Source organism: Streptomyces albus subsp. albus (genome assembly GCF_000725885.1).
GTDB classification, from domain to species: Bacteria; Actinomycetota; Actinomycetes; order Streptomycetales; family Streptomycetaceae; genus Streptomyces; species Streptomyces albus.
On the sequence record NZ_JODR01000028.1, the window covers coordinates 60427 to 79217 of the forward strand.

The 18791-nt window shown below is 71.8% G+C and carries 13 protein-coding genes; 8 read left to right on the forward strand and 5 right to left on the reverse strand.

What is annotated here, in order from left to right:
• Positions 1-18: 18 nt before the first annotated feature.
• Complete coding sequence (gene recD2 / locus IO40_RS0127655) at positions 19-2271, reverse strand: SF1B family DNA helicase RecD2 (RefSeq protein ID WP_033229902.1); 2253 nt, start codon at positions 2269-2271, stop codon at positions 19-21.
• A gap of 296 nt (positions 2272-2567) precedes the next feature.
• Between recD2 and IO40_RS0127660 the strand changes: the two genes are divergently transcribed.
• The 7 genes from IO40_RS0127660 (at position 2568) to IO40_RS0127690 (ending at position 9728) form a co-directional block, all read left to right on the forward strand.
• Complete coding sequence (locus IO40_RS0127660; protein WP_016469090.1) at positions 2568-3575, forward strand: LacI family DNA-binding transcriptional regulator; 1008 nt, start codon at positions 2568-2570, stop codon at positions 3573-3575.
• On the forward strand, positions 3572-5134 hold the full coding sequence (locus tag IO40_RS0127665; protein ID WP_016469091.1) for a sugar ABC transporter ATP-binding protein: 1563 nt from the start codon (positions 3572-3574) through the stop codon (positions 5132-5134). The genes IO40_RS0127660 and IO40_RS0127665 overlap by 4 nt, the downstream gene beginning before the upstream one ends.
• Positions 5124-6116 (forward strand): ABC transporter permease, encoded by a 993-nt coding sequence (locus tag IO40_RS39935; protein ID WP_031176332.1) that lies wholly within the window; start codon positions 5124-5126, stop codon positions 6114-6116. The genes IO40_RS0127665 and IO40_RS39935 overlap by 11 nt, the downstream gene beginning before the upstream one ends.
• A 61-nt stretch (positions 6117-6177) precedes the next feature.
• Positions 6178-7116 carry a substrate-binding domain-containing protein gene (locus IO40_RS39940; RefSeq protein ID WP_016469093.1) on the forward strand — a complete coding sequence of 313 codons (939 nt, stop codon included), beginning with the start codon at positions 6178-6180 and terminating at the stop codon, positions 7114-7116.
• A gap of 76 nt (positions 7117-7192) precedes the next feature.
• Positions 7193-8233, forward strand: coding sequence for a ribokinase (locus IO40_RS0127680; protein WP_016469094.1), 1041 nt, complete (start codon positions 7193-7195; stop codon positions 8231-8233).
• Complete coding sequence (gene rbsD / locus IO40_RS0127685; protein WP_016469095.1) at positions 8230-8619, forward strand: D-ribose pyranase; 390 nt, start codon at positions 8230-8232, stop codon at positions 8617-8619. Before IO40_RS0127680 ends, rbsD begins: the two co-directional genes overlap by 4 nt.
• A 278-nt stretch (positions 8620-8897) precedes the next feature.
• Positions 8898-9728 (forward strand): sugar phosphate isomerase/epimerase family protein, encoded by an 831-nt coding sequence (locus tag IO40_RS0127690; RefSeq protein ID WP_016469096.1) that lies wholly within the window; start codon positions 8898-8900, stop codon positions 9726-9728.
• 25 nt (positions 9729-9753) lie between these two features.
• On the opposite strand, the gene IO40_RS0127695 is transcribed toward IO40_RS0127690, so the two are convergent.
• Positions 9754-11178: a S28 family serine protease gene (locus tag IO40_RS0127695; RefSeq protein ID WP_031176333.1), complete on the reverse strand. Its 1425-nt coding sequence runs from the start codon at positions 11176-11178 to the stop codon at positions 9754-9756.
• 157 nt (positions 11179-11335) lie between these two features.
• Here IO40_RS0127695 and IO40_RS0127700 point away from each other — a divergent pair, with 157 nt between their 5' ends.
• Positions 11336-11833 (forward strand): NUDIX domain-containing protein, encoded by a 498-nt coding sequence (locus IO40_RS0127700; protein ID WP_031176334.1) that lies wholly within the window; start codon positions 11336-11338, stop codon positions 11831-11833.
• 142 nt (positions 11834-11975) lie between these two features.
• Here IO40_RS0127700 and IO40_RS0127705 read toward each other — a convergent pair whose 3' ends face one another.
• The 3 genes from IO40_RS0127705 to speB form a co-directional block, all read right to left on the reverse strand.
• Positions 11976-15800 carry an ABC transporter ATP-binding protein gene (locus IO40_RS0127705; RefSeq protein ID WP_415852434.1) on the reverse strand — a complete coding sequence of 1275 codons (3825 nt, stop codon included), beginning with the start codon at positions 15798-15800 and terminating at the stop codon, positions 11976-11978.
• Between the two features lie 133 nt (positions 15801-15933).
• Positions 15934-17049 (reverse strand): esterase-like activity of phytase family protein, encoded by a 1116-nt coding sequence (locus IO40_RS0127710; protein WP_031176336.1) that lies wholly within the window; start codon positions 17047-17049, stop codon positions 15934-15936.
• A 651-nt stretch (positions 17050-17700) separates the two neighbouring features.
• Entirely contained in the window at positions 17701-18717 is a 1017-nt protein-coding gene (gene speB, locus IO40_RS0127715; RefSeq protein WP_030409752.1) for an agmatinase, read from the reverse strand.
• Positions 18718-18791 lie beyond the last annotated feature (74 nt).

Here is an 18791-nt window from a genome sequence, read left to right on the forward strand (position 1 = left end):
CCCTCCTGGCCGTCATGGTCACCCCCCGGGAGCCATCCCGCCTCCCGGGACGGGTACCGCACCGCGCAGCCGGTGATCGAGTGCGGTGCAGCGCCGGCCGGCCGAGACCGTGCGCACCGCCTGTCCGAGTGCCCGTCGTGAGCCCACCAGCACCACCAGCCTCTTGGCTCGCGTCACCGCCGTGTACAGCAGATTCCGTTGGAGCATCATCCAAGCGCCCGTGGTGACCGGAATCACCACCGCCGGGTACTCGCTGCCCTGCGAGCGGTGGATGGTCACGGCGTAGGCGTGGGACAGCTCGTCCAGCTCGTCGAAGTCGTACCCGATCTCCTCGTCCTCGTCCGTGCGCACCGTCAGCCGGTGCTCGTCCGCGTCCAGAGCGGTGACGACGCCCACCGTGCCGTTGAAGACGCCGTTCGCACCCTTCTCGTAGTTGTTCCTGATCTGGGTGACCTTGTCCCCCACCCGGAAGACCCGGCCCCCGAACCGCTTCTCGGGCAGCCCCGGCCGCGCCGGGGTGATCGCCTGCTGGAGCAGCCCGTTGAGGGCACCCGCCCCCGCCGGACCGCGGTGCATGGGGGCCAGCACCTGCACGTCCCGCCGCGCGTCCAGCCCGAACCGCGCCGGGATGCGCCGGGCGGCCACATCCACCGTCAGCGCCCCCGCCGCCTCGGTGTCCTCCTCCACGAACAGGAAGAAGTCCTCCAGCCCCTGTGTCAGCGGCGGCGCACCGGAGTTGATCCGGTGCGCGTTCGTCACCACCCCCGACTGCTGCGCCTGCCGGAAGATCCGCTTGAGCCGCACCGCCGGCACCGGCCCGCCCTCGGCGAGCAGATCCCGCAGCACCTCGCCCGCGCCCACCGACGGCAACTGGTCCACATCCCCCACCAGCAGCAGATGCGCACCCGGCGGCACCGCCTTGATCAGCTTGTTGGCCAGCAGCAGATCGAGCATCGACGCCTCGTCCACCACCACCAGATCCGCCTCCAGCGGACGGTCCCGGTCCCAGGCCGCGTCCCCTCCCGGCTTCAGCTCCAGCAGCCGGTGCACGGTGGACGCCTCCGCACCGGTCAGCTCCGCCAGCCGCTTGGCGGCCCGCCCGGTCGGCGCCGCCAGCAGCACCCGCGCCCGCTTGGCGCGGGCCAGCTCCACCACCGAGCGCACCGTGAAGGACTTGCCGCAGCCCGGACCGCCCGTGAGCACCGCCACCTTGCTGGTCAGCGCCAGCCGGACCGCGGCCTCCTGCTCCGGGGCCAGCCGCGCCCCCGTACGGGAGGCCAGCCAGCCCAGCGCCTTGTCCCAGGCCACGTCCTGGAAGGCGGCCAGCCGGTCCTCCGGAGCGCGCAGCAGCCGTTTGAGCTGGGCCGCCAGCGCCGCCTCCGCCCGGTGGAAGGGCACCAGATACACCGCGGTCAGCCGGCTCGCGGGGTCGTCGGGATCGGGCACCGGCTCCCTGACGACGCCGCCCTCCTCGTCCTGCGCCAACTCCGCGAGGCAGTCGATGACCAGCCCGGTGTCCACCTGGAGCAGCTTGACGGCGTCGGAGATCAGCCGCTCCTCGGGCAGATAGCAGTGCCCCTGGTCGGAGGACTGCGACAGGGCGTGCCGCAGCCCGGCTTTGACCCGCTCGGGGCTGTCGTGCGGGATGCCGACGGACTGGGCGATGCGGTCGGCGGTCAGGAAGCCGATGCCCCACACGTCGGCCGCCAGCCGGTAGGGGTTGCCGCGCACCACGGAGATGGAGGCGTCGCCGTACTGCTTGTAGATCCGCACGGCGACGGAGGTGGAGACGCCGACCCCCTGGAGGAAGACCATCACCTCCTTGATGGCCTTCTGTTCCTCCCACGCGGCGGCGATCAGCTTGGTGCGCTTGGGTCCCAGCCCGGGGACCTCGATGAGCCGCTTCGGCTCCTCCTCGATGATCCGCAGCGTGTCGGTGCCGAAGTGGCCGGTGATGCGGTCCGCGATGCGCGGGCCGACGCCCTTGACGAGCCCGGAGCCCAGGTAGCGGCGGATGCCCTGGACGGTGGCGGGCAGCACCGTGACGTAGTTGTCCACGTGGAACTGGCGCCCGTACTGCGGGTGGGAGCCCCAGCGGCCCTCCATGCGCAGCGACTCCCCCGCCTGGGCGCCGAGCAACGCGCCGACGACGGTGAGCAGTTCGCCGCCGCCCCGGCCGGTGTCCACCCGGGCCACCGTGTACCCGTTGTCCTCGTTGGCGTAGGTGATGCGTTCCAGCACCCCTTCGAGCACCGCAGGCTGGTACGTCATACCGCAGACGGTAACGGGGGGACGCGACAGCCCGCGCAGCCCTGTGGACATCTCCGCGCAACCGTGTGGAAGTGCTCCCGCTACCCGCGTAGTTGCGGTTGCACGCGCAACATCACGATCCCGCATCGGCCTCGTCCGCAACTTGCGCCGGCGCGGACGGATCACATTCCATGACCGATGTAATCGTTTCCAAGCGCGGCGCGGCGCTGCCGAAGTGCCGGGCGCGCGGAAGCATTTCGCTCCCTTCTCCCCGTATTTCGTCCCCAGTTGTCCCAGCTTTGGAAACCGGCACGGCAATGGCAGGCATCAAGGACGTCGCGGCACGCGCAGGCGTCTCCGTGGCCACGGTCTCGCGCGTCCTCAACGACCACAGCGGCGTCCGCGAGGAGACCCGGGCCCGCGTACTGAGAGCCGTCTCCGAGCTGAGCTACCGCCCCAACACCCTGGCGCGGTCGCTGCGCACGGACCAGACGCGCACCCTCGGGCTGGTCATCAGCGACGTGCTGAATCCTTTCTTCACCGAGCTGGCGCGGGCCGTCGAGGACGAGGCACGCGGCCGGGGCTACAGCGTCATCATCGGCAACGCCGACGAGCAGCTCGCGCTCCAGGACCACCACGTGCGCACCCTGCTCGACCGCCGGATAGACGGGCTGCTGGTCTCCCCCGCCGAGGGCGACTCCGTCGCCCTGCGCGAGGCCGCCCTCGCCGGCATCCCGATGGTCTTCGTCGACCGGTGGATCGAGGGCCTCGACGTCCCCGTCGTCCGCACCGACGGCACCCGCGCCGTCCGCGACCTGGTCACCCACCTGCACCGCCTCGGCCACCGCAGGCTCGCCATCATCACCGGCCCCGTCGCCAGCACCACCAGCAACGAACGGCTGGCCGCCTTCCGCGCCGCACTCGCCGAGGTGGGCCTCCCGCTGCCCGACCACTACATCGGCCAGGGCGACTTCCAGACCGCCAGCGGCAGGCGCGCGACCAGTGAGTTCTTCTCCCTGCCCGAGCCGCCGGACGCCGTCTTCGCGACGGACAACCTGATGGCCCTCGGCGTCATGGAACAACTGCGCACCCTCGGACTGCGCGTGCCCGACGACGTGTCGCTGGCCGCCTTCGACGACATCCCCTGGTTCCTCCACACCGACCCGCCGATCACCGCGATCGCCCAGCCCACCCAGGAACTGGGCCACCGCGCGGTCGCCGCTCTCACCGATCTGGTGGAGGGCCGGAGCGCCGGCTCCGTCACCCTCTCCGCCCACCTCATAGCGCGCCGCTCCTGCGGCGAAGACGAAAGGACGCGCCGTTGACCACCCCAGACCCGCCCCCGGCACGGGAGTTGCTGCGCACGGAGGGCATCCGCAAGACCTTTCCCGGCGTGGTCGCCCTGGACGGCGTCGACTTCGATCTGCGCGCCGGTGAGGTCCACGTCCTGCTGGGCGAGAACGGCGCCGGCAAGAGCACCCTGATCAAGGTGCTCTCCGGTGCCTACCGCGCCGACGCCGGGCGGGTCCTGCGCGACGGCAAGCCCGTGCGCATCTCCGGTGCCGAGGCCGCCGAGAAACTGGGCATCGCCACCATCCACCAGGAGTTCAACCTGGTGCCGCAGCTCTCCGTCGCGGAGAACATCTTCCTGGGCCGCCAGCCGCGCCGCCTGGGCATCGTCGACCGCAAGAAGATGGAAGCCGACGCCAAGGTGCTGCTGGACCGGGTGGGCGTCACCGCCTCGCCGCGCACCCCGGTCGGCGAGCTGGGCATCGCCGGCCGCCAGATGGTGGAGATCGCCAAGGCGCTCAGCCTCCGCACCCGCGTGCTGATCATGGACGAGCCGACCGCGGTGCTCACCTCCGAGGAGGTCGCCCGGCTCTTCGCCATCGTCCGCAAGCTGCGCTCCGACGGGGTGGGCATCGTCTTCATCACCCACCACCTGGAGGAGATCCCCGCCATCGGCGACCGGGTCACGGTGCTGCGGGACGGCCGCAGTGTCGGCCAGGTCCCGGCCGACACCCCCGAGGACGACCTGGTCCGGCTGATGGTGGGCCGCGACATCGCGCAGCAGTACCCGCGCGAGCGGGGCAAGGCCGACGCGGACGCCGGTTCCGCGCCGCTGCTGCGGGTGAGCGGACTGCGCAAGCAGGGCGTCTTCGAGGACGTCAGCTTCGAGGTACGCGCCGGTGAGGTCGTCGGCATCGCCGGCCTGGTCGGCGCGGGCCGCACCGAGGTCGTCCGCGCCGTCTTCGGCGCCGACCCCTACGACGCCGGCCGCGTCGAGGTGGCCGGCCGGCAACTGCCCGGCGGCGACGTGTGGGCCTCCCACACGGCCGGGCTCGGGCTGGTCCCCGAGGACCGCAAGGGCCAGGGCCTGCTGCCCGAGGCGTCGGTCGCCGACAACCTCGCGCTGGTCACCATGCGCGAGGCGAGCCGCGGCGGCCTGGTGGACCGCGGCGGCCTGCGCAAGGAGGCGGCCCGCATCGCCGACCGGCTGGGGGTGCGGATGGCCGGGCTCGACCAGCACGTGCGCACCCTCTCCGGCGGCAACCAGCAGAAAGTCGTGATCGGCAAGTGGCTGCTGGCCAAGAGCCGCGTGCTGATCCTCGACGAACCCACCCGCGGCATCGACGTGGGCGCCAAGGTCGAGATCTACCAGCTCATCAACGAGCTGACGGCCTCGGGCCACGCGGTGCTGATGATCTCCAGCGACCTCCCCGAGGTGCTGGGCATGAGCGACCGGATCCTGGTGATGTCCCAGGGCCGGATCGCCGGCGAACTGACCGCGCGGGAAGCGACCCAGGACGCCGTCATGGCCCTGGCCGTCGGCACCTCCGCGCCAGGAACGAGCGAGATGGAGGACTCTCCCCGTGGCCATTGACACGCAGCCGGGTCACCGCCTGGACAAGCGCCCCGGCGGCGGCGGGCCGCCGCAGGTCGTACGCCGCATCCTGCTGGACAACGGCGCGCTGAGCGCGCTGGTCGTCCTCGTCGTGATCCTCGCGATCATGTCGGGTGACTTCCTCACCACCACGAACCTGCTGAACGTGGGTGTGCAGGCGGCGGTCACCGCGATCCTCGCCTTCGGTGTCACCTTCGCCATCGTCTCCGGCGGCATCGACCTGTCCGTCGGCTCGGTGGCCGCCTTCTCCGGCGTGATGCTCGGCTGGTTCACCACCACCCAGGGGATGCCGGACTTCCTGGGCGTCGTCCTGGCCATCCTCACCGGCACCGTCTGCGGTCTGCTCAACGGTGTACTGATCTCCTACGGCAAGCTGCCGCCGTTCATCGCCACCTTGGCCATGCTGTCGGCCGCGCGCGGTCTGGCGCAGGTCGTCTCCGAGGGCAACCCGGTGCTGCTGCCCGACTCGCTGTCCTGGATCGGCAAGACCATCGGCGAGTGGCTGCCGGTGCCGGTCATCGTGATGCTGCTGATGGGCCTGGTGGCCGCGGTCGTGCTGGCCCGCACCTACAGCGGCCGGGCGATGTACGCCATCGGCGGCAACGAGGAGGCCGCGCACCTGTCCGGCATCCGGGTCCGCCGCCAGAAGCTGGTGATCTACACCCTGGTGGGCACCTTCGCCGCAGTGGCCGGAATCGTCCTGGCCTCCCGGCTCGCCTCGGCCCAGCCCAACGCCGCCACAGGTTACGAACTGGACGCGATCGCGGCCGTCGTGATCGGTGGCGCCAGCCTCGCCGGGGGTGTCGGAAAGGCTTCCGGAACGCTGATCGGCGCGCTCATCCTCGCTGTTCTGCGCAATGGACTCAACCTTCTCGACGTTTCCGCTTTCTGGCAGCAAGTTGTTATCGGGGTCGTCATCGCACTCGCCGTGCTACTCGATACACTGCGTCGTCGCACGTGATCTTTGTGCGACGGGGGAGTTCGCGTAGTTCGTCCATCTGCCGACTGCAAGGAATGCAGCAATGAGCAAGAGAAAGAACACGTCTGTCGTCATCGTGGCCACGGCAGTCGCCCTGACGGCTTCCGCCTGTGGCTCCGGCGACAGTTCGAGCGGCGGCAAGAAGAAGGCCAAGATCGGCTTCGCCATATCGGCGCTCAACCAGCCCTTCATGGTCGACATGAAGAAGGGTGCCGAGGCCGAGGCCAAGGCCCAGGGCGCCGAGCTGAGCGTCCAGAACGGCAACAACGACGCCTCGCAGCAGGCCAACCAGATGCAGAACTTCACCTCTCAGCAGGTGAAGTCCATCATCATCAACCCGGTCGACTCCGACGCCGCCGCCCCGGCCGTCAAGGCCGCGAACAACGCGGACATCCCCGTCATCGCCGCCGACCGCAGCGTCAACAAGGCCAAGATCGCCACGACGGTCGCCTCCGACAACGTGTCGGGCGGCAAGCAGGCCGCCGCGAAGATCAACGAACTGCTGGGCGGCAAGGGCAACGTCCTGATCCTCCAGGGCCAGACCGGCACCTCCGCCTCCCGCGAGCGCGGCAAGGGCTTCAGCGAGGGCCTCAAGAAGTACCCGGGGCTGAAGGTCGTCGCCAAGCAGCCCGCGGACTTCGACCGCGAGAAGGGCCTCAACGTCACCACCAACGCCATGCAGTCGCACCCGGAGATCGACGCGATCTTCGCGGAGAACGACGAGATGGCGCTCGGTGCGGTCAAGGCCCTCGGCGCCAAGGCCGGCACGGACGTCAAGGTCGTCGGCTTCGACGGCACCGGTGACGCGATGAAGGCCGTCAAGAAGGGCACCATCAACGCCACCGTCGCCCAGCAGCCGGCCGAGCTCGGCAAGATGGCCGTCCGCAACGCCATGCGCGTCATCGACGGCACCGCCGTCGACAAGCAGATCAAGGTTCCGGTGAAGGTCGTCACCAAGAAGAACGTCGACCGCTTCTCCTGACCGGAAGCCGGGAGGACGACCCACTGAACGGCCCGCCGCGGGCGGTGCCCGCGCGGGATGTGAAGGAGCACACCGGATGCACGAGTACGACCTGCTGGTCGTAGGGTCCGCCAACGCCGACCTGGTCATCGGTCTCGACCGGCGGCCGGGACCGGGCGAGACGGTGCTCGGGTCGGATCTGGAGATCCACCCGGGAGGCAAGGGCGCGAACCAGGCGGCAGCCGCCGCCCGGCTCGGCGCCCGCACCACACTGCTGGCCCGGGTCGGCGACGACGCGTACGGCCGCATGCTGGCCGAGGCGCAGCGCGACGCGGGCGCGGCGTTGGCGGGACTCCTCGTGGGCCCGACGGACACTCCCGGCACAGTGGGCAAGGACGGCATCCGCACTCCCGAAAACACCGGCGACGCCGACGGCGTCGAGGGCAAGGACGCACCGACCGGCGTCGCCCTCATCACCGTCGACGCGGCCGGCGACAACAGCATCGTGGTCTCCCCCGGCGCCAACGCCCGCCTCACGCCCGACGACGTGGCGGCGGCGGAAACGCTGTTCGAGGCCGCCGCGGTGGTCTCCTTGCAACTGGAGATCCCCCTGGAGACGGTCGCGGCGGCGGCACGGGCCGCAGCCCGGCACGGCGCCCGCGTGGTGCTCAACCCCTCTCCCCCCGCACGGCTGCCCGAGGACGTCCTGGCACTGTGCGACCCCCTGGTACTCAACGAACACGAAGCACGCCTGCTGCTGGCCGACGGCCACACGCTCGGCGACGCACCCGAGGAATGGGCCACCGCGCTGCTCGCGCTCGGCCCGCGCAGCGTCGTCGTCACCCTGGGCGCCGAGGGCGCCCTGGCCGCCGGGCCCGGCATCGGCCCGGAGCAGACCGACGGCGTCGGCATGGTGCGGATCGCCAGCCCGCGCGTGACGGCCGTGGACACCACCGGCGCGGGCGACGCCTTCACCGGAGCACTCGGCTGGCGGCTGGGCCGCGGCGACGGGCTGGAGGACGCCGTGCGGTACGCCGTACGCGTCGGCGCCTTCGCGGTGACCCGTCCCGGCGCACAGGAGTCCTACCCCCGTGCTGCCGACATCGACAACAGCACGGCCGAGGGGACCGCTGGATGAAGAAGTCCGGAATACTCAACAGGCACCTCAGCGGTGCCCTGGCCCACCTGGGCCACACCGACCTGGTGGTGGTCTGCGACGCCGGACTGCCCATCCCGCAGGGCCCCGCCGTGGTGGACCTCGCCTTCCGCGCGGGCGTGCCCTCCTTCGCGGAGGTCCTCACCGGGCTGCTCGACGAACTGGAGGTCGAGGGCGCCGTCGCCGCGAGCGAGGTGCGCGAGGCCAACCCGGACTGCGCCGCCCTGCTGACCGGCCGGCTGCCCGGCCTGGAACTGGTGCCGCACGAGGAGTTCAAGGCCCTCACCGGACGCGCCAGGCTGGTGGTGCGCACCGGCGAGTCGAAGCCGTACGCCAACGTCGCCCTGCGCTGCGGGGTGCCCTTCTAGGGCGTACGGCCGTGGAGCTTGCGGCTCAACGACCCGCGACACGGACGACACAGACTTCGAAGGGCCCGGTCCTGGCGACCGGGCCCTTCGCATCCCCCCTCGGCTCCCGCTTCCCCCTCGGGGTGCCGACACAGGTATGGACACGCGACGCTGCGAAAGGGTTGCACCGCACAGCGTGAATATTTTCCGCAGGGGATTCTCCGGACCGGCCACAGGCCCCGCACGACACGTACGGGGCGGGCCTTGCCGGGCGCGGCGGCATCTGGTCGGGTGAGCGCATGCGACTGGCCTTCTCCACGCTCGGTGTCCCCGGCACCCCCCTCCCCGAGGTCCTGCGCCTGGCCGGCGACTCCGGGTTCCACGGTGTCGAACTGCGCGCCCACCCCGAGGAGCCCGTCCACCCGGGCCTGGACGCGGGCGAACGGCAGGCCGTCGCCCGGCGGTTCGCCGCCGCCGGTCTCACCCTGCTGTGCCTGGCCGGCTATCCGCGGCTGGCCGCACCCGGCGACGACGCCCCGGTGCTCGCCGAGACCCGCGCCCTGCTGCACCTCGCGCACGACCTGGGCGCCCCCTACGTACGGGTCTTCCCCGGCGGCGCGCCGGACGACGCCGCGGGCTCGGACGCCGCGGCGGTCCGCCGGCTGGCCGAGGCCGCCCGGATCGCCGAGGGGCTGGGCGTACGGGTGCTGCTGGAGACGCACGACTCGCATGCGAGGGGCGCCGACGTGGCCCGCGTACTGAGCGCCGTGGACCACCCGGGCGCCGGCGCCCTGTGGGACGTGATGCACACCTGGCGGGGCGGCGAGGAGCCCGAGACGACCCACCGGCTGCTCGCCCCGTACCTGGGGTACGTCCAGGTCAAGGACATCCCCTCCCGCGAGGACACCACCCCGCTGCCGCCCGGCGAGGGGGTGCTGCCGCTCGCCGACCTGGCGGAGGTCCTCACCCGGGCCACCGACGCGGCGACGCCCGCCCCCGGGGCGGGGACGGGCGTCGAGTGGCTGTGCTGGGAGTACGAGAAGCGCTGGTACCCGCAGGTGCGTGAGCTGCCCGGGCTGCTGCCCGGGGTGCGCACACACCTGCTGGCGCTGCTGGCCGGCGCGGCCTAGGACGCCGGGCCCGCGCCTCACGCCGTCACGGGCGGAGGGTCTGGCTCTGCTTCTCCGGCTTGTCCAGCTTCTTGTCGTACGTCGTCAGACGCTGCGGCTTGATATCCGGATCGGGCTTGAGGCCGGCGAACTTCATCACCATGCGGGTCGCGGCCACCCGGTCCTTCTCCTCCAGGGTGGCGATCTTCGCGCCGTGGTTCTGGTCCGGTGCCCAGAAGACCGCGGTGTCCTTGTTGTGCCGTCCCGGGCGGAAGGGCTCGGCGCCCCACGGGTCGTTCTCGCCGTAGATGTAGAGCATCTGCGAGGAGTTGTGGCGCACCCAGCGGTCGATGTCGCGCATCGCCTTGTCGTGCTTGTTGAAGGTCATCGGGATGTCACGCGGCACGTAGGTGCGCGGCACGTTCAGCCCCGGGTACCTGCGCACGTCGTCCAGCAGCGGCTCCTCGTAGTCGGGGGAGCCCATCTGGGTGCCGGCCTGGTAGTAGTACGGCACGTACGGGGTCATGCCCTGGTCGGTGCCGGCCGACCAGCCGCCCACCTCGTCCGCCCACTTGTAGAGCGTGTCCGTGGAGGCGTCGGGCGAGGGCACCTGGTCGCAGTCCTTGAGCAGGTGGTACTGCCAGTAGCCCCACACCAGGTCCTGGGCGACCAGTTCGAACGCCTTGTCGGCGCTGCCGGCGAGCTTGAAGGTGTAGTCGTTCTCCTTCGCCCACTTCTTGATGCGGGGGACCATCTCGCCGCGGCGCTCGAAGATCTCGTGCTGCACGCTGTTGAGACGGTCGCGGCACTCCTTGGTGCCGACGTTCTTGAAGAACCGGGAGTAGGCCGAGTCCTCGTCGTTGCGGACGTCGTTGGGGGCGACGTAGGGGACGGTGCCGTCCATGTCCTGCGGGTAGAAGCGGCGGTAGTACGTGGCCGTCATCCCGCCCTTGCTGCCGCCGGTGGCGATCCAGTTCTTGCCGTAGATCTTCTTGAGCGCCTGGTAGATGCGGTGCTGGTCGCTGGCGGCCTGCCAGATGGTCAGCTTCGACCAGTCGGCGGGGTCGGGCCGGGAGGGGGTGAAGAACCGGTACTCCATGGAGACCTGGTTGCCGTCCGTCAACTGCGTCGGCTCACTGCGGCTGGGGCTGGTGTTGAGGTTGTAGCCGCCGGTGTAGAAGACGGTGGGGCGGTTCGTGTCCCGGTGCAGGATGGATATGCGCTGCTTGAACGTGCCCTTGCCGGGGTGCCGGTGATCGACCGGCTGCTTGTACTCGAGCACGAAAAAGCGGTACCCGTCGACGGGCTTCTCCTCGATGAGGCTCATCCCGGGTACCGCGAGGATGCGGTCCTTGATGTCGGTGCCGCCACCGGACGGTGCGCCTGTCACGGCACCCGCCGGCGTGCTGCCGACACCGACGGTGCCTATCAGCATCGCCGAGGACAGCACCCATCTGAGCGTCTTACGCATACACCCTCCCCTTGCATCGCCGAAAACCGTCGTGAACCTATCGGCGTCCGCCCCGCTCCGCCAGACCCCGGGAACGGTGAAATGCCCGCATAGGGGAGAGCGCACACCGCTCAGCGGTGCCCGGGACAGCACCGGCGGCCGGGTCTACGCTGCGGACATGACCGATCCCGCAACCCCGCTCCCGTCCGCCCCGCTGGCCACGGGCCCGCGCGGGATGCGCCTGCTCTCCTTCCACCGCGAGCCGGAGGAGACCCGCTTCCCGGACGCCCCCGTCGCCTACGTCCTGCTGGCCGTGAGGCACGAGGGCCGGCTGCTGATGGTGCACGTCCGCAGCCGGTCCTGCTGGGAACTGCCCGGCGGCGGCATCGAGGAGGGCGAGACACCGCGCCAGGCGGCGGCCCGCGAACTGCGCGAGGAGACCGGCCAGACGGTGGACGCCGACGCACTGCGGTTCGCCGGCTTCTCCCGCACGGCGCTGGGCCCCGGGCAACGGGTGCTGTACGGGGCGGTGTTCACCGGCGCGCTGGAGCGGGTGCTGCCCTTCACCCCCTCCGAGGAGATTTCCGCCGTCCACTGGCGCACGGGCGACGAGCCCCTGCCCTTCGGCGAGGTGCAGACGGTGGACGAGTACGTGGTGCGGCTGTGCGAGGGCTGAGAGCCGCGGGGGGTGCCGCACGGCCCTGCGCCGGGTGCCCCGCACAAGCACGGCTCTGCGCCGGGTGCCGCGCACAACAGGGCGGGGCGGCCGTGGTGTCCGGTCACCACGGCCGCCCCGCCGTCATCGGGCGCCGCGCAGGTCACACCACGGCGGGCTCGGAGTCGTCCAGTCCGCCGCCGCCGGCGAAGGTCTTCCACAGCTGCGCGTACCGCCCGCCGAGCGCCACCAGTTCGGCGTGCGTACCGTCCTCCACCACCTTGCCGTGGTCCAGGACGACCACCCGGTCGGCCCGCGCGGCGGTGGACAGCCGGTGGGCGACCACCAGCGTGGTGCGGGAGCCGGCCAGCCGGTCCGTGGCCTGGTTGACCAGCGCCTCGGTGGCCAGGTCCAGCGCCGCGGTCGCCTCGTCCAGGAGCAGGATGGCCGGCTTGACCAGCTCCGCGCGGGCCAGTGCCAGCAACTGCCGCTGGCCCGCGGACAGATTGCGGCCCCGCTCGTCGACCTGGTGCAGATAGCCGCCCGGCAGCGAGGCGATCATGTCGTGCGCGCCGACGGCCCGTGCGGCGGCCTCCACCTCGGCGTCGCTCGCGTCCATCCGGCCGTAGGCGATGGCGTCCCGCACGGTGCCCGGGAAGAGATACGGCTCCTGGGGCACCACACCGAGCCGGTGCCGGTAGGCGGTCAGATCGATCTCCCGCAGGTCGTGTCCGTCCACCAGGACGGCACCCGCGCTGGGGTCGTAGAACCGGGCCACGAGCTTGACGAGGGTGGACTTGCCCGCACCCGTCTCGCCCACGAAGGCGACGGTCTGCCCGGCCGGGACCGTCAGATCGATGTCCGAGAGCGCCCGCTCCTCGCCCTGCCCGGCGGTGCCCGCCGGGTCCGCGGTGGCGTAGCGGAAGTCCACACCGCGGAAGGTGATCTCGCCGCGCAGCTCGGACACGGGGTGCGGCGCCTCGGGCAGCGGGGTGCTGCTCCGCTCCCGCAGCAGCTCCTGGATGCGGCGCAGCGAGACGGCCGCCTGCTGGTAGCCGTCGAAGACCTGCGAGAGCTGCTGCACGGGGGCGAAGAACAGCTCGATGTAGAGCAGGTACGCCACCAGGGCGCCCGCCGTGAGGGTGCCGTTCTCGATGCGTGAGGCGCCGACGACGAGCACGGCGGCGGTGGCCAGGGAGGCCAGCAGCTGGACGAAGGGGAAGTAGACGGAGATCAGCCACTGGCCGCGCACCCGCGCCTGGCGGTATCCGTCGCTGCGCCGCTCGAACCGGTCGGCCCCGCGCTCCTCGGCCCGGTAGGCCTGCACCATCCGCAGTCCGGCCACCGACTCCTGGAGGTCCGCGTTGACCCTGCTGACCCGCTCCCGGGCCAGTTCGTAGGCCCGGACGCTGTGCCGGCGGAAGAAGACCGTGCCGACGACCAGCAGCGGCAGCGTCGCGAAGACGACCAGCGCGAGCTGGAGGTCGAGGAACAGCAGGGCGCCCATGATGCCCAGGAAGGTGAACAGCGAGACGACGGCGGTCACCAGGCCGGTCTGGAGGAACGTGGAGAGGGCGTCCACGTCGGTCGTCATCCGGGTCATCACGGCGCCCGCCTGGTGCCGCTCGTAGTAGTCGAGTCCCAGACGCTGCAGCTGCGCGAAGATCTTCACCCGCAGGGCGTACAGCACGCGTTCACCGGTGCGCCCGGTCAGCAGCAGCGAACCGATCTGCGCGCCCCACTGGGCGACCACCACGGCGAGCGCCACACCGGAGGCGAACCAGACGGCGCCCAGTGCGCCCTTTTCCACACCGTCGTCGATGCCGTGCCGGATCAGCACGGGCAGCAGCAGTCCGAACCCGGCGTCGAGTGCGGCGAAGACGAGCGCGACGATCAGGGCCGCGCCGAAACCGTGCAGCAGACGGCGCAGCCCGTAGCTCTTCTCGGGCTGCTCCGCGCGCTCCTCGTCGATGTCGGGCACATCGTCGGCGGGCGGCAGCGCGGCCACCTTGGCGAGGAGTTCGGGGCTGCCGGGCAGTCCGGCCAGTTCGGAGGCGAAGGTGCCGGGGCGCCCCGCCTGGGCGGCGGCCACCCCGGAGGTGCCCGCGCCGCTCCCCTCCCCTTGCGCGTCGTCCTCCTCGCGCCGCCACAGCCCGGGGGTGATGCCCTCGACCGTGTCGTGCGCGTCGTGGACGGCCATGCCCGCCGGGTCGCGTTCGACCTCGCCCAGTTCGTCCGGGTCGGTCAGCAGCTTCCGGTAGAGGGCGCAGCGCCCGGTCAGCTCCTCGTGGGTGCCGATGTCGGCCAGCCGTCCCCCGTCGAGGACGGCGATACGGTCGGCCAGCGCGAGGGTGGACTGGCGGTGGGCGATCAGCAGGGTGGTGCGGCCCGCCATCACACCGCGCAGCGCGTCGTGGATCTCGTGCTCGACGCGGGCGTCCACGGCGGAGGTCGCGTCGTCCAGGAGCAGCAGCCGCGGGTCGCTGAGCAGGGCGCGGGCCAGGGCTATGCGCTGGCGCTGGCCGCCGGAGAGGGTCAGTCCCTGTTCGCCGACGGCGGTGTCGTAGCCGTCGGGCAGCTCCTGGATGAAACGGTCCGCCTGGGCGGCCTCGGCGGCGGCGCGGATCTGTTCGTCGGTGGCGTCGGGCGCCCCGTAGGCGATGTTCTCGCGGATGGTCGAGGAGAAGAGGAAGGGGTTCTCGGGGACCAGTCCGATGGCGCCGCGCAGCGAGTCGAGTGTCAGCTCGCGGACGTCCTGGCCGCCGACGCGCACGGCGCCGCCGGTCACGTCGTAGTAGCGCGGCAGCAGCATCGAGACGGTGGACTTGCCGCTGCCGCTGGCTCCCACCAGGGCCACGGTCTCACCCGGTTCGACCCGCAGGCTGAAGCCGTCCAGCACGGGGTTGTCCGGGGTGTAGCCGAAGGTGACGTCGTCGAACTCGACGGAGGCGTCGGCCGCCTCGGGCAGCTCCCGCGCGTCGGGGCTCTCGGCCATCTGCGGTTCGGTGTCGATCAGGTCGTAGACCCGTTCGACACCGGCGCGGGCCTGCTGGCCGACGGTCAGCATCATCGCCAGCATCCGCACCGGGCCCACCAGCTGGGCCAGGTAGGTGGAGAAGGCGACGAAGGTGCCGAGGGTGATCTGGCCGCGGGTGGCCATCCAGCCGCCGAGCGCCAGCATCGCGACCTGGCCGAGGGACGGCACCGTCTGGAGGGCGGGGGTGTAGCGGGCGTTGAGGCGCACGGTGCGCAGCCGGCCCGCGAACAGTCTGCGGCCGGCCTGCCGCAGTTTGCCGGTCTCCTGCGCCTCCTGGCCGAACCCCTTGACCACCCGTACGCCGGTGACGGAGCCGTCCACCACGGAGGCGACCGCGCCGGCCTGCTGCTGCGCGTACCAGGTGGCGGGGAACAGCCGTTTGCGGCTGCGGTCGGCCACCCACCACAGCAGCGGGAAGACCGCCAGCGACACCAGGGTCAGCAGCGGTGAGAGGACGACCATCACGACCAGCGCCACCAGGAACAGCAGCACGTTGCCGATCATCATGGGCAGCATGAACAGCAGGCTCTGCACCAGTTGCAGGTCGCTGGTACCGCGCCCGACGACCTGGCCGGTGGACAGCTCGTCCTGGCTGCGGCCGTCCAGCCGGACGATCGAGCGGTACATCTCGGTGCGCAGGTCGTGCTGGACGTCCAGTGCCAGCCGCCCGCCGTAGTAGCGGCGGGCGTAGGTGAGGACGTAGACGACGGCGGCGGCGGCCACCAGCAGCCCGATCCACGTCCAGATGCTGCCCTTGCCGCCGACCACCACGTCATCGATGATGATCTTGGTCAGCAGTGGGACCAGCGCCATGATCGCCATACCGCCGAGCGAGGCGCCCAGTGCGAGCACCACCGCCCGTTTGTACCGCCAGCAGTATCCGGCCAGGCGCCGGGCCCATCCCCGCCCTGCCGGACGCGCGGACCGGTCGGTGCTGTCCTCCGTCACGATGCTCCCTGTCCCTTCACGTCGGGCTGCGGCCTGTGTCCGCGAAAAGGCCCAACGCCCCCAGGTCAGGTTTTCATCCCGTACGACGATCGCTCAGGTGTGCACCGGGCGCATGTCAGGGTGCGCCAGGCGCGCGTCAGGGGTGCGGCAGGCGCACGGCCAGCCGGTAGAGCCGGGTGACCTGTTGGGCACTCTCGTTGTCGTCGCTGGCCAGCAGCAGCTCCAGCCGGCCGTGGGCACGTCCGGCGACCGCCATCGCCTCGATGTTGTCCAGCAGCGGGTTCGGCTGCGGGGACGGATTGGGGGCGCCCAGGTCCGGGCAGTCGCCCAGATCGGCGAGGAGCGTCTTGCGCACCGGCCGCACCCCGCCCTGCCCCGTGTGCAGCCGCGCCACGTCGCGCACGTCGCCCGCCCGGCGCGGATCGGCCAGGTACAGCCGGATGGTGTTCGCCTTGGTGACCACGTCGTAGCCGCGCTCCAGCACCAGCAGGCGGCCGTCGCCGGCCGCGGCGATCTCCGCGACCGCCAGCCCGTCGTCCACCGGATAGGCCCACTGGGCGACCGGCAGTGCCTGCCCTCCCGGCTGCCGGTCCTTCGGCAGCCGCCAGTTCTGGAAGCGCACCAGAGGGCGCCCGGCCCCGTCGGTGCCGTCCCCGCGCAACGGCCCCTCCATCGAGGCCGTGAGCCGGTGTCCGCCGCGCCAGGCCGTCAGCCCCTCGAAGGTCTGGTTGCGCTGCGCCCTCCCGTCCGGCTCGACGCGCAGCATCGCCGGCACCGGCAGCCGTTCCCCGGTGAAGGTGCCGTCCGCCGCGTACCGCCCGATGGACGGTTCCGTCTCCGAGGTGACCAGCCTGCTGCCGTCACGCCGGACGACCAGCCCCTCCGAGTCGAGCGGTGCGCCGTTCGCGTCCGCCAGCGGCGCCGCGCCGACCGTACGGGCGTGCGGTACGGGGCCGCGGGCGACGTCCAGTGTGAAGAGCGCCGAGCGGTCGGAGAGCGCCACGTAGCGGCCGTGGTCGTCGGGCGCCAGCGCGGAGAGGCCGGCCACCGGCAGGCCGCGGAACGTCGTCTTGTCGAGGGAGTCGGACCAGCCGCGGATCGCCACGGAGGACGAACAGGCGTGCTGCTGGCGGGCTTCCGGGCCCGCCCGGTGCCGTGCGGCGGCGGGGGCGGCGGTGGCCGTCTGGACGGTGACGCATCCGGCCAGGGCCGCGGCGGCGGTCGCGAGGGCGAGCGGGATACGCAGACGCATGGGTGGGCCCCTTCGCGGTGACGGTCGGCAGGCGGTGCCGTGGGACGGCGGCACGCTAGCCCTGCCGCCGGGCCCCCGCCACAACGCCCTGCCACTCACCGGGAAACAGGGGATGTACGGCGACGGATGTGCGGCGCGGCGTGTACCGGCGCACCACCGCCGGGCGAACGGGCAGCGAGGTTCCGGGGCGGGCCGGGGGGAGGCAGTGGGGGCGGGGGTCAGGAGAGGCGGCCGGCTGGCGGTCCGGTACGAGCCACAGGCTCGCCCGGTACCGCAGCCGGCCACCGGCGGCGCGTCCCTGGGTGCGCTCAGGCCGGCACCCCCCACGAGGCCGGCTCTGTCTGCGCTCCGCGCCGCCTTCCCGCGCGGGATCGCTCGTGCAGTCTGTCGGGAACTTCCACGGAATGCACATCGCAGGGACACCGACCGATCAAAATCAGTAACGTCCCGTATTAAATCAGTGGCGCTAGGTGACGGAGTGCAGGACAGTCGGGCTTCCCGTCAAGTCCGCCCCGACCTGCGCGGTTCGTCACTCCGTATCCGGACGGTTCCGCAAATGCGTACGGACGCGCGGAAGGGCCGGGTGCGCAACACGACCAAAAAGGCGCTCATCTCCGCAGCGCCCCGGCCCGGACGTCCTCGCGCCCCGGCTCAGGCGCCCTGCTCCGCGCCGTCCCGCCGGGCGGCGATCTGCCGGGTCATCAGCGTCGTCAGCTCGTACGCGGTGTGCGAGGCGGCCACCGAGGTGATCTCCGCGTGGTCGTACGCCGGGGCGACCTCCACAAGATCGGCCGAGACCAGATGGCAGTCCGCCAGCCCGCGGATGATCTCCAGCAGTTCCCGCGAGGTGAGGCCGCCCGCCTCCGGTGTGCCGGTGCCCGGCGCATGGGCGGGGTCGAGAACGTCGATGTCCACCGATATGTACAGCGGGCGCGAACCGATGCGCTGCCGCAACTGGTCGACGACCTCGTCCACACCGCGGCGCATCACGTCGGAGGAGGTGACGATGCCGAAGCCCATCTTGGCGTCGTCGTCCAGGTCCCGCTTGCCGTACAGCGGCCCGCGCGTGCCCACGTGGGAGAGCGCCGAGGTGTCCAGCAGCCCCTCCTCCACGGCACGCCGGAAGGGGGTGCCGTGGGTGTAGGGGGCGCCGAAGTAGGTGTCCCAGGTGTCCAGGTGCGCATCGAAGTGGAGCAGGGCCACGGGGCCATGCTTGCGGGCCGCCGCCCGCAGCAGGGGCAGCGCCAGGGTGTGGTCGCCGCCCAGCGTCATCAGCCGGGCGCCGGTGTCCAGCAGCTCCCCGGCCGCCTGCTCGACGGTCTCGATGGCCTCGCCGATGTCGAACGGGTTGACGGCGATGTCCCCGGCGTCCGCGACCTGCGCCAGGGCGAACGGGGACGCGTCCTGCGCCGGGTTGTAGGGCCGCAGCAGCCGGGACGCCTCCCGGATGGCGTTGCCGCCGAACCGGGCGCCCGGACGGTAGGAGACACCCGTGTCGAAGGGGATGCCGACGACGGCGACGTCCGCACGGCCACCCGTCTCGTCGATCCGCGGCAACCGCGCGAAGGTCGCCGGGCCGGCGTACCGGGGGATACGGGAGGAGTCCACGGGGCCGCGCGGCCCCGGAGTGGCGGAAGGGCTGGTGGTGGGCTGGTCGCTGCTGGTCATACGGACGAGCGTAGGCAGCGGGGGCGGTTCCGCCGTTGGACGGTCCTGAGTGGCGTACGCCTCCTTTTGGACAG

Coding starts and splice junctions, on each gene's coding strand:
- recD2 (WP_033229902.1), bottom strand. CDS start 2,271: ATGACGTACCAGCCTGCGGTGCTCGAAGGGGTGCTGGAACGCATCACC.
- IO40_RS0127660 (WP_016469090.1), top strand. CDS start 2,568: ATGGCAGGCATCAAGGACGTCGCGGCACGCGCAGGCGTCTCCGTGGCC.
- IO40_RS39940 (WP_016469093.1), top strand. CDS start 6,178: ATGAGCAAGAGAAAGAACACGTCTGTCGTCATCGTGGCCACGGCAGTC.
- IO40_RS0127680 (WP_016469094.1), top strand. CDS start 7,193: ATGCACGAGTACGACCTGCTGGTCGTAGGGTCCGCCAACGCCGACCTG.
- rbsD (WP_016469095.1), top strand. CDS start 8,230: ATGAAGAAGTCCGGAATACTCAACAGGCACCTCAGCGGTGCCCTGGCC.
- IO40_RS0127690 (WP_016469096.1), top strand. CDS start 8,898: ATGCGACTGGCCTTCTCCACGCTCGGTGTCCCCGGCACCCCCCTCCCC.
- IO40_RS0127695 (WP_031176333.1), bottom strand. CDS start 11,178: ATGCGTAAGACGCTCAGATGGGTGCTGTCCTCGGCGATGCTGATAGGC.
- IO40_RS0127700 (WP_031176334.1), top strand. CDS start 11,336: ATGACCGATCCCGCAACCCCGCTCCCGTCCGCCCCGCTGGCCACGGGC.
- IO40_RS0127710 (WP_031176336.1), bottom strand. CDS start 17,049: ATGCGTCTGCGTATCCCGCTCGCCCTCGCGACCGCCGCCGCGGCCCTG.
- speB (WP_030409752.1), bottom strand. CDS start 18,717: ATGACCAGCAGCGACCAGCCCACCACCAGCCCTTCCGCCACTCCGGGG.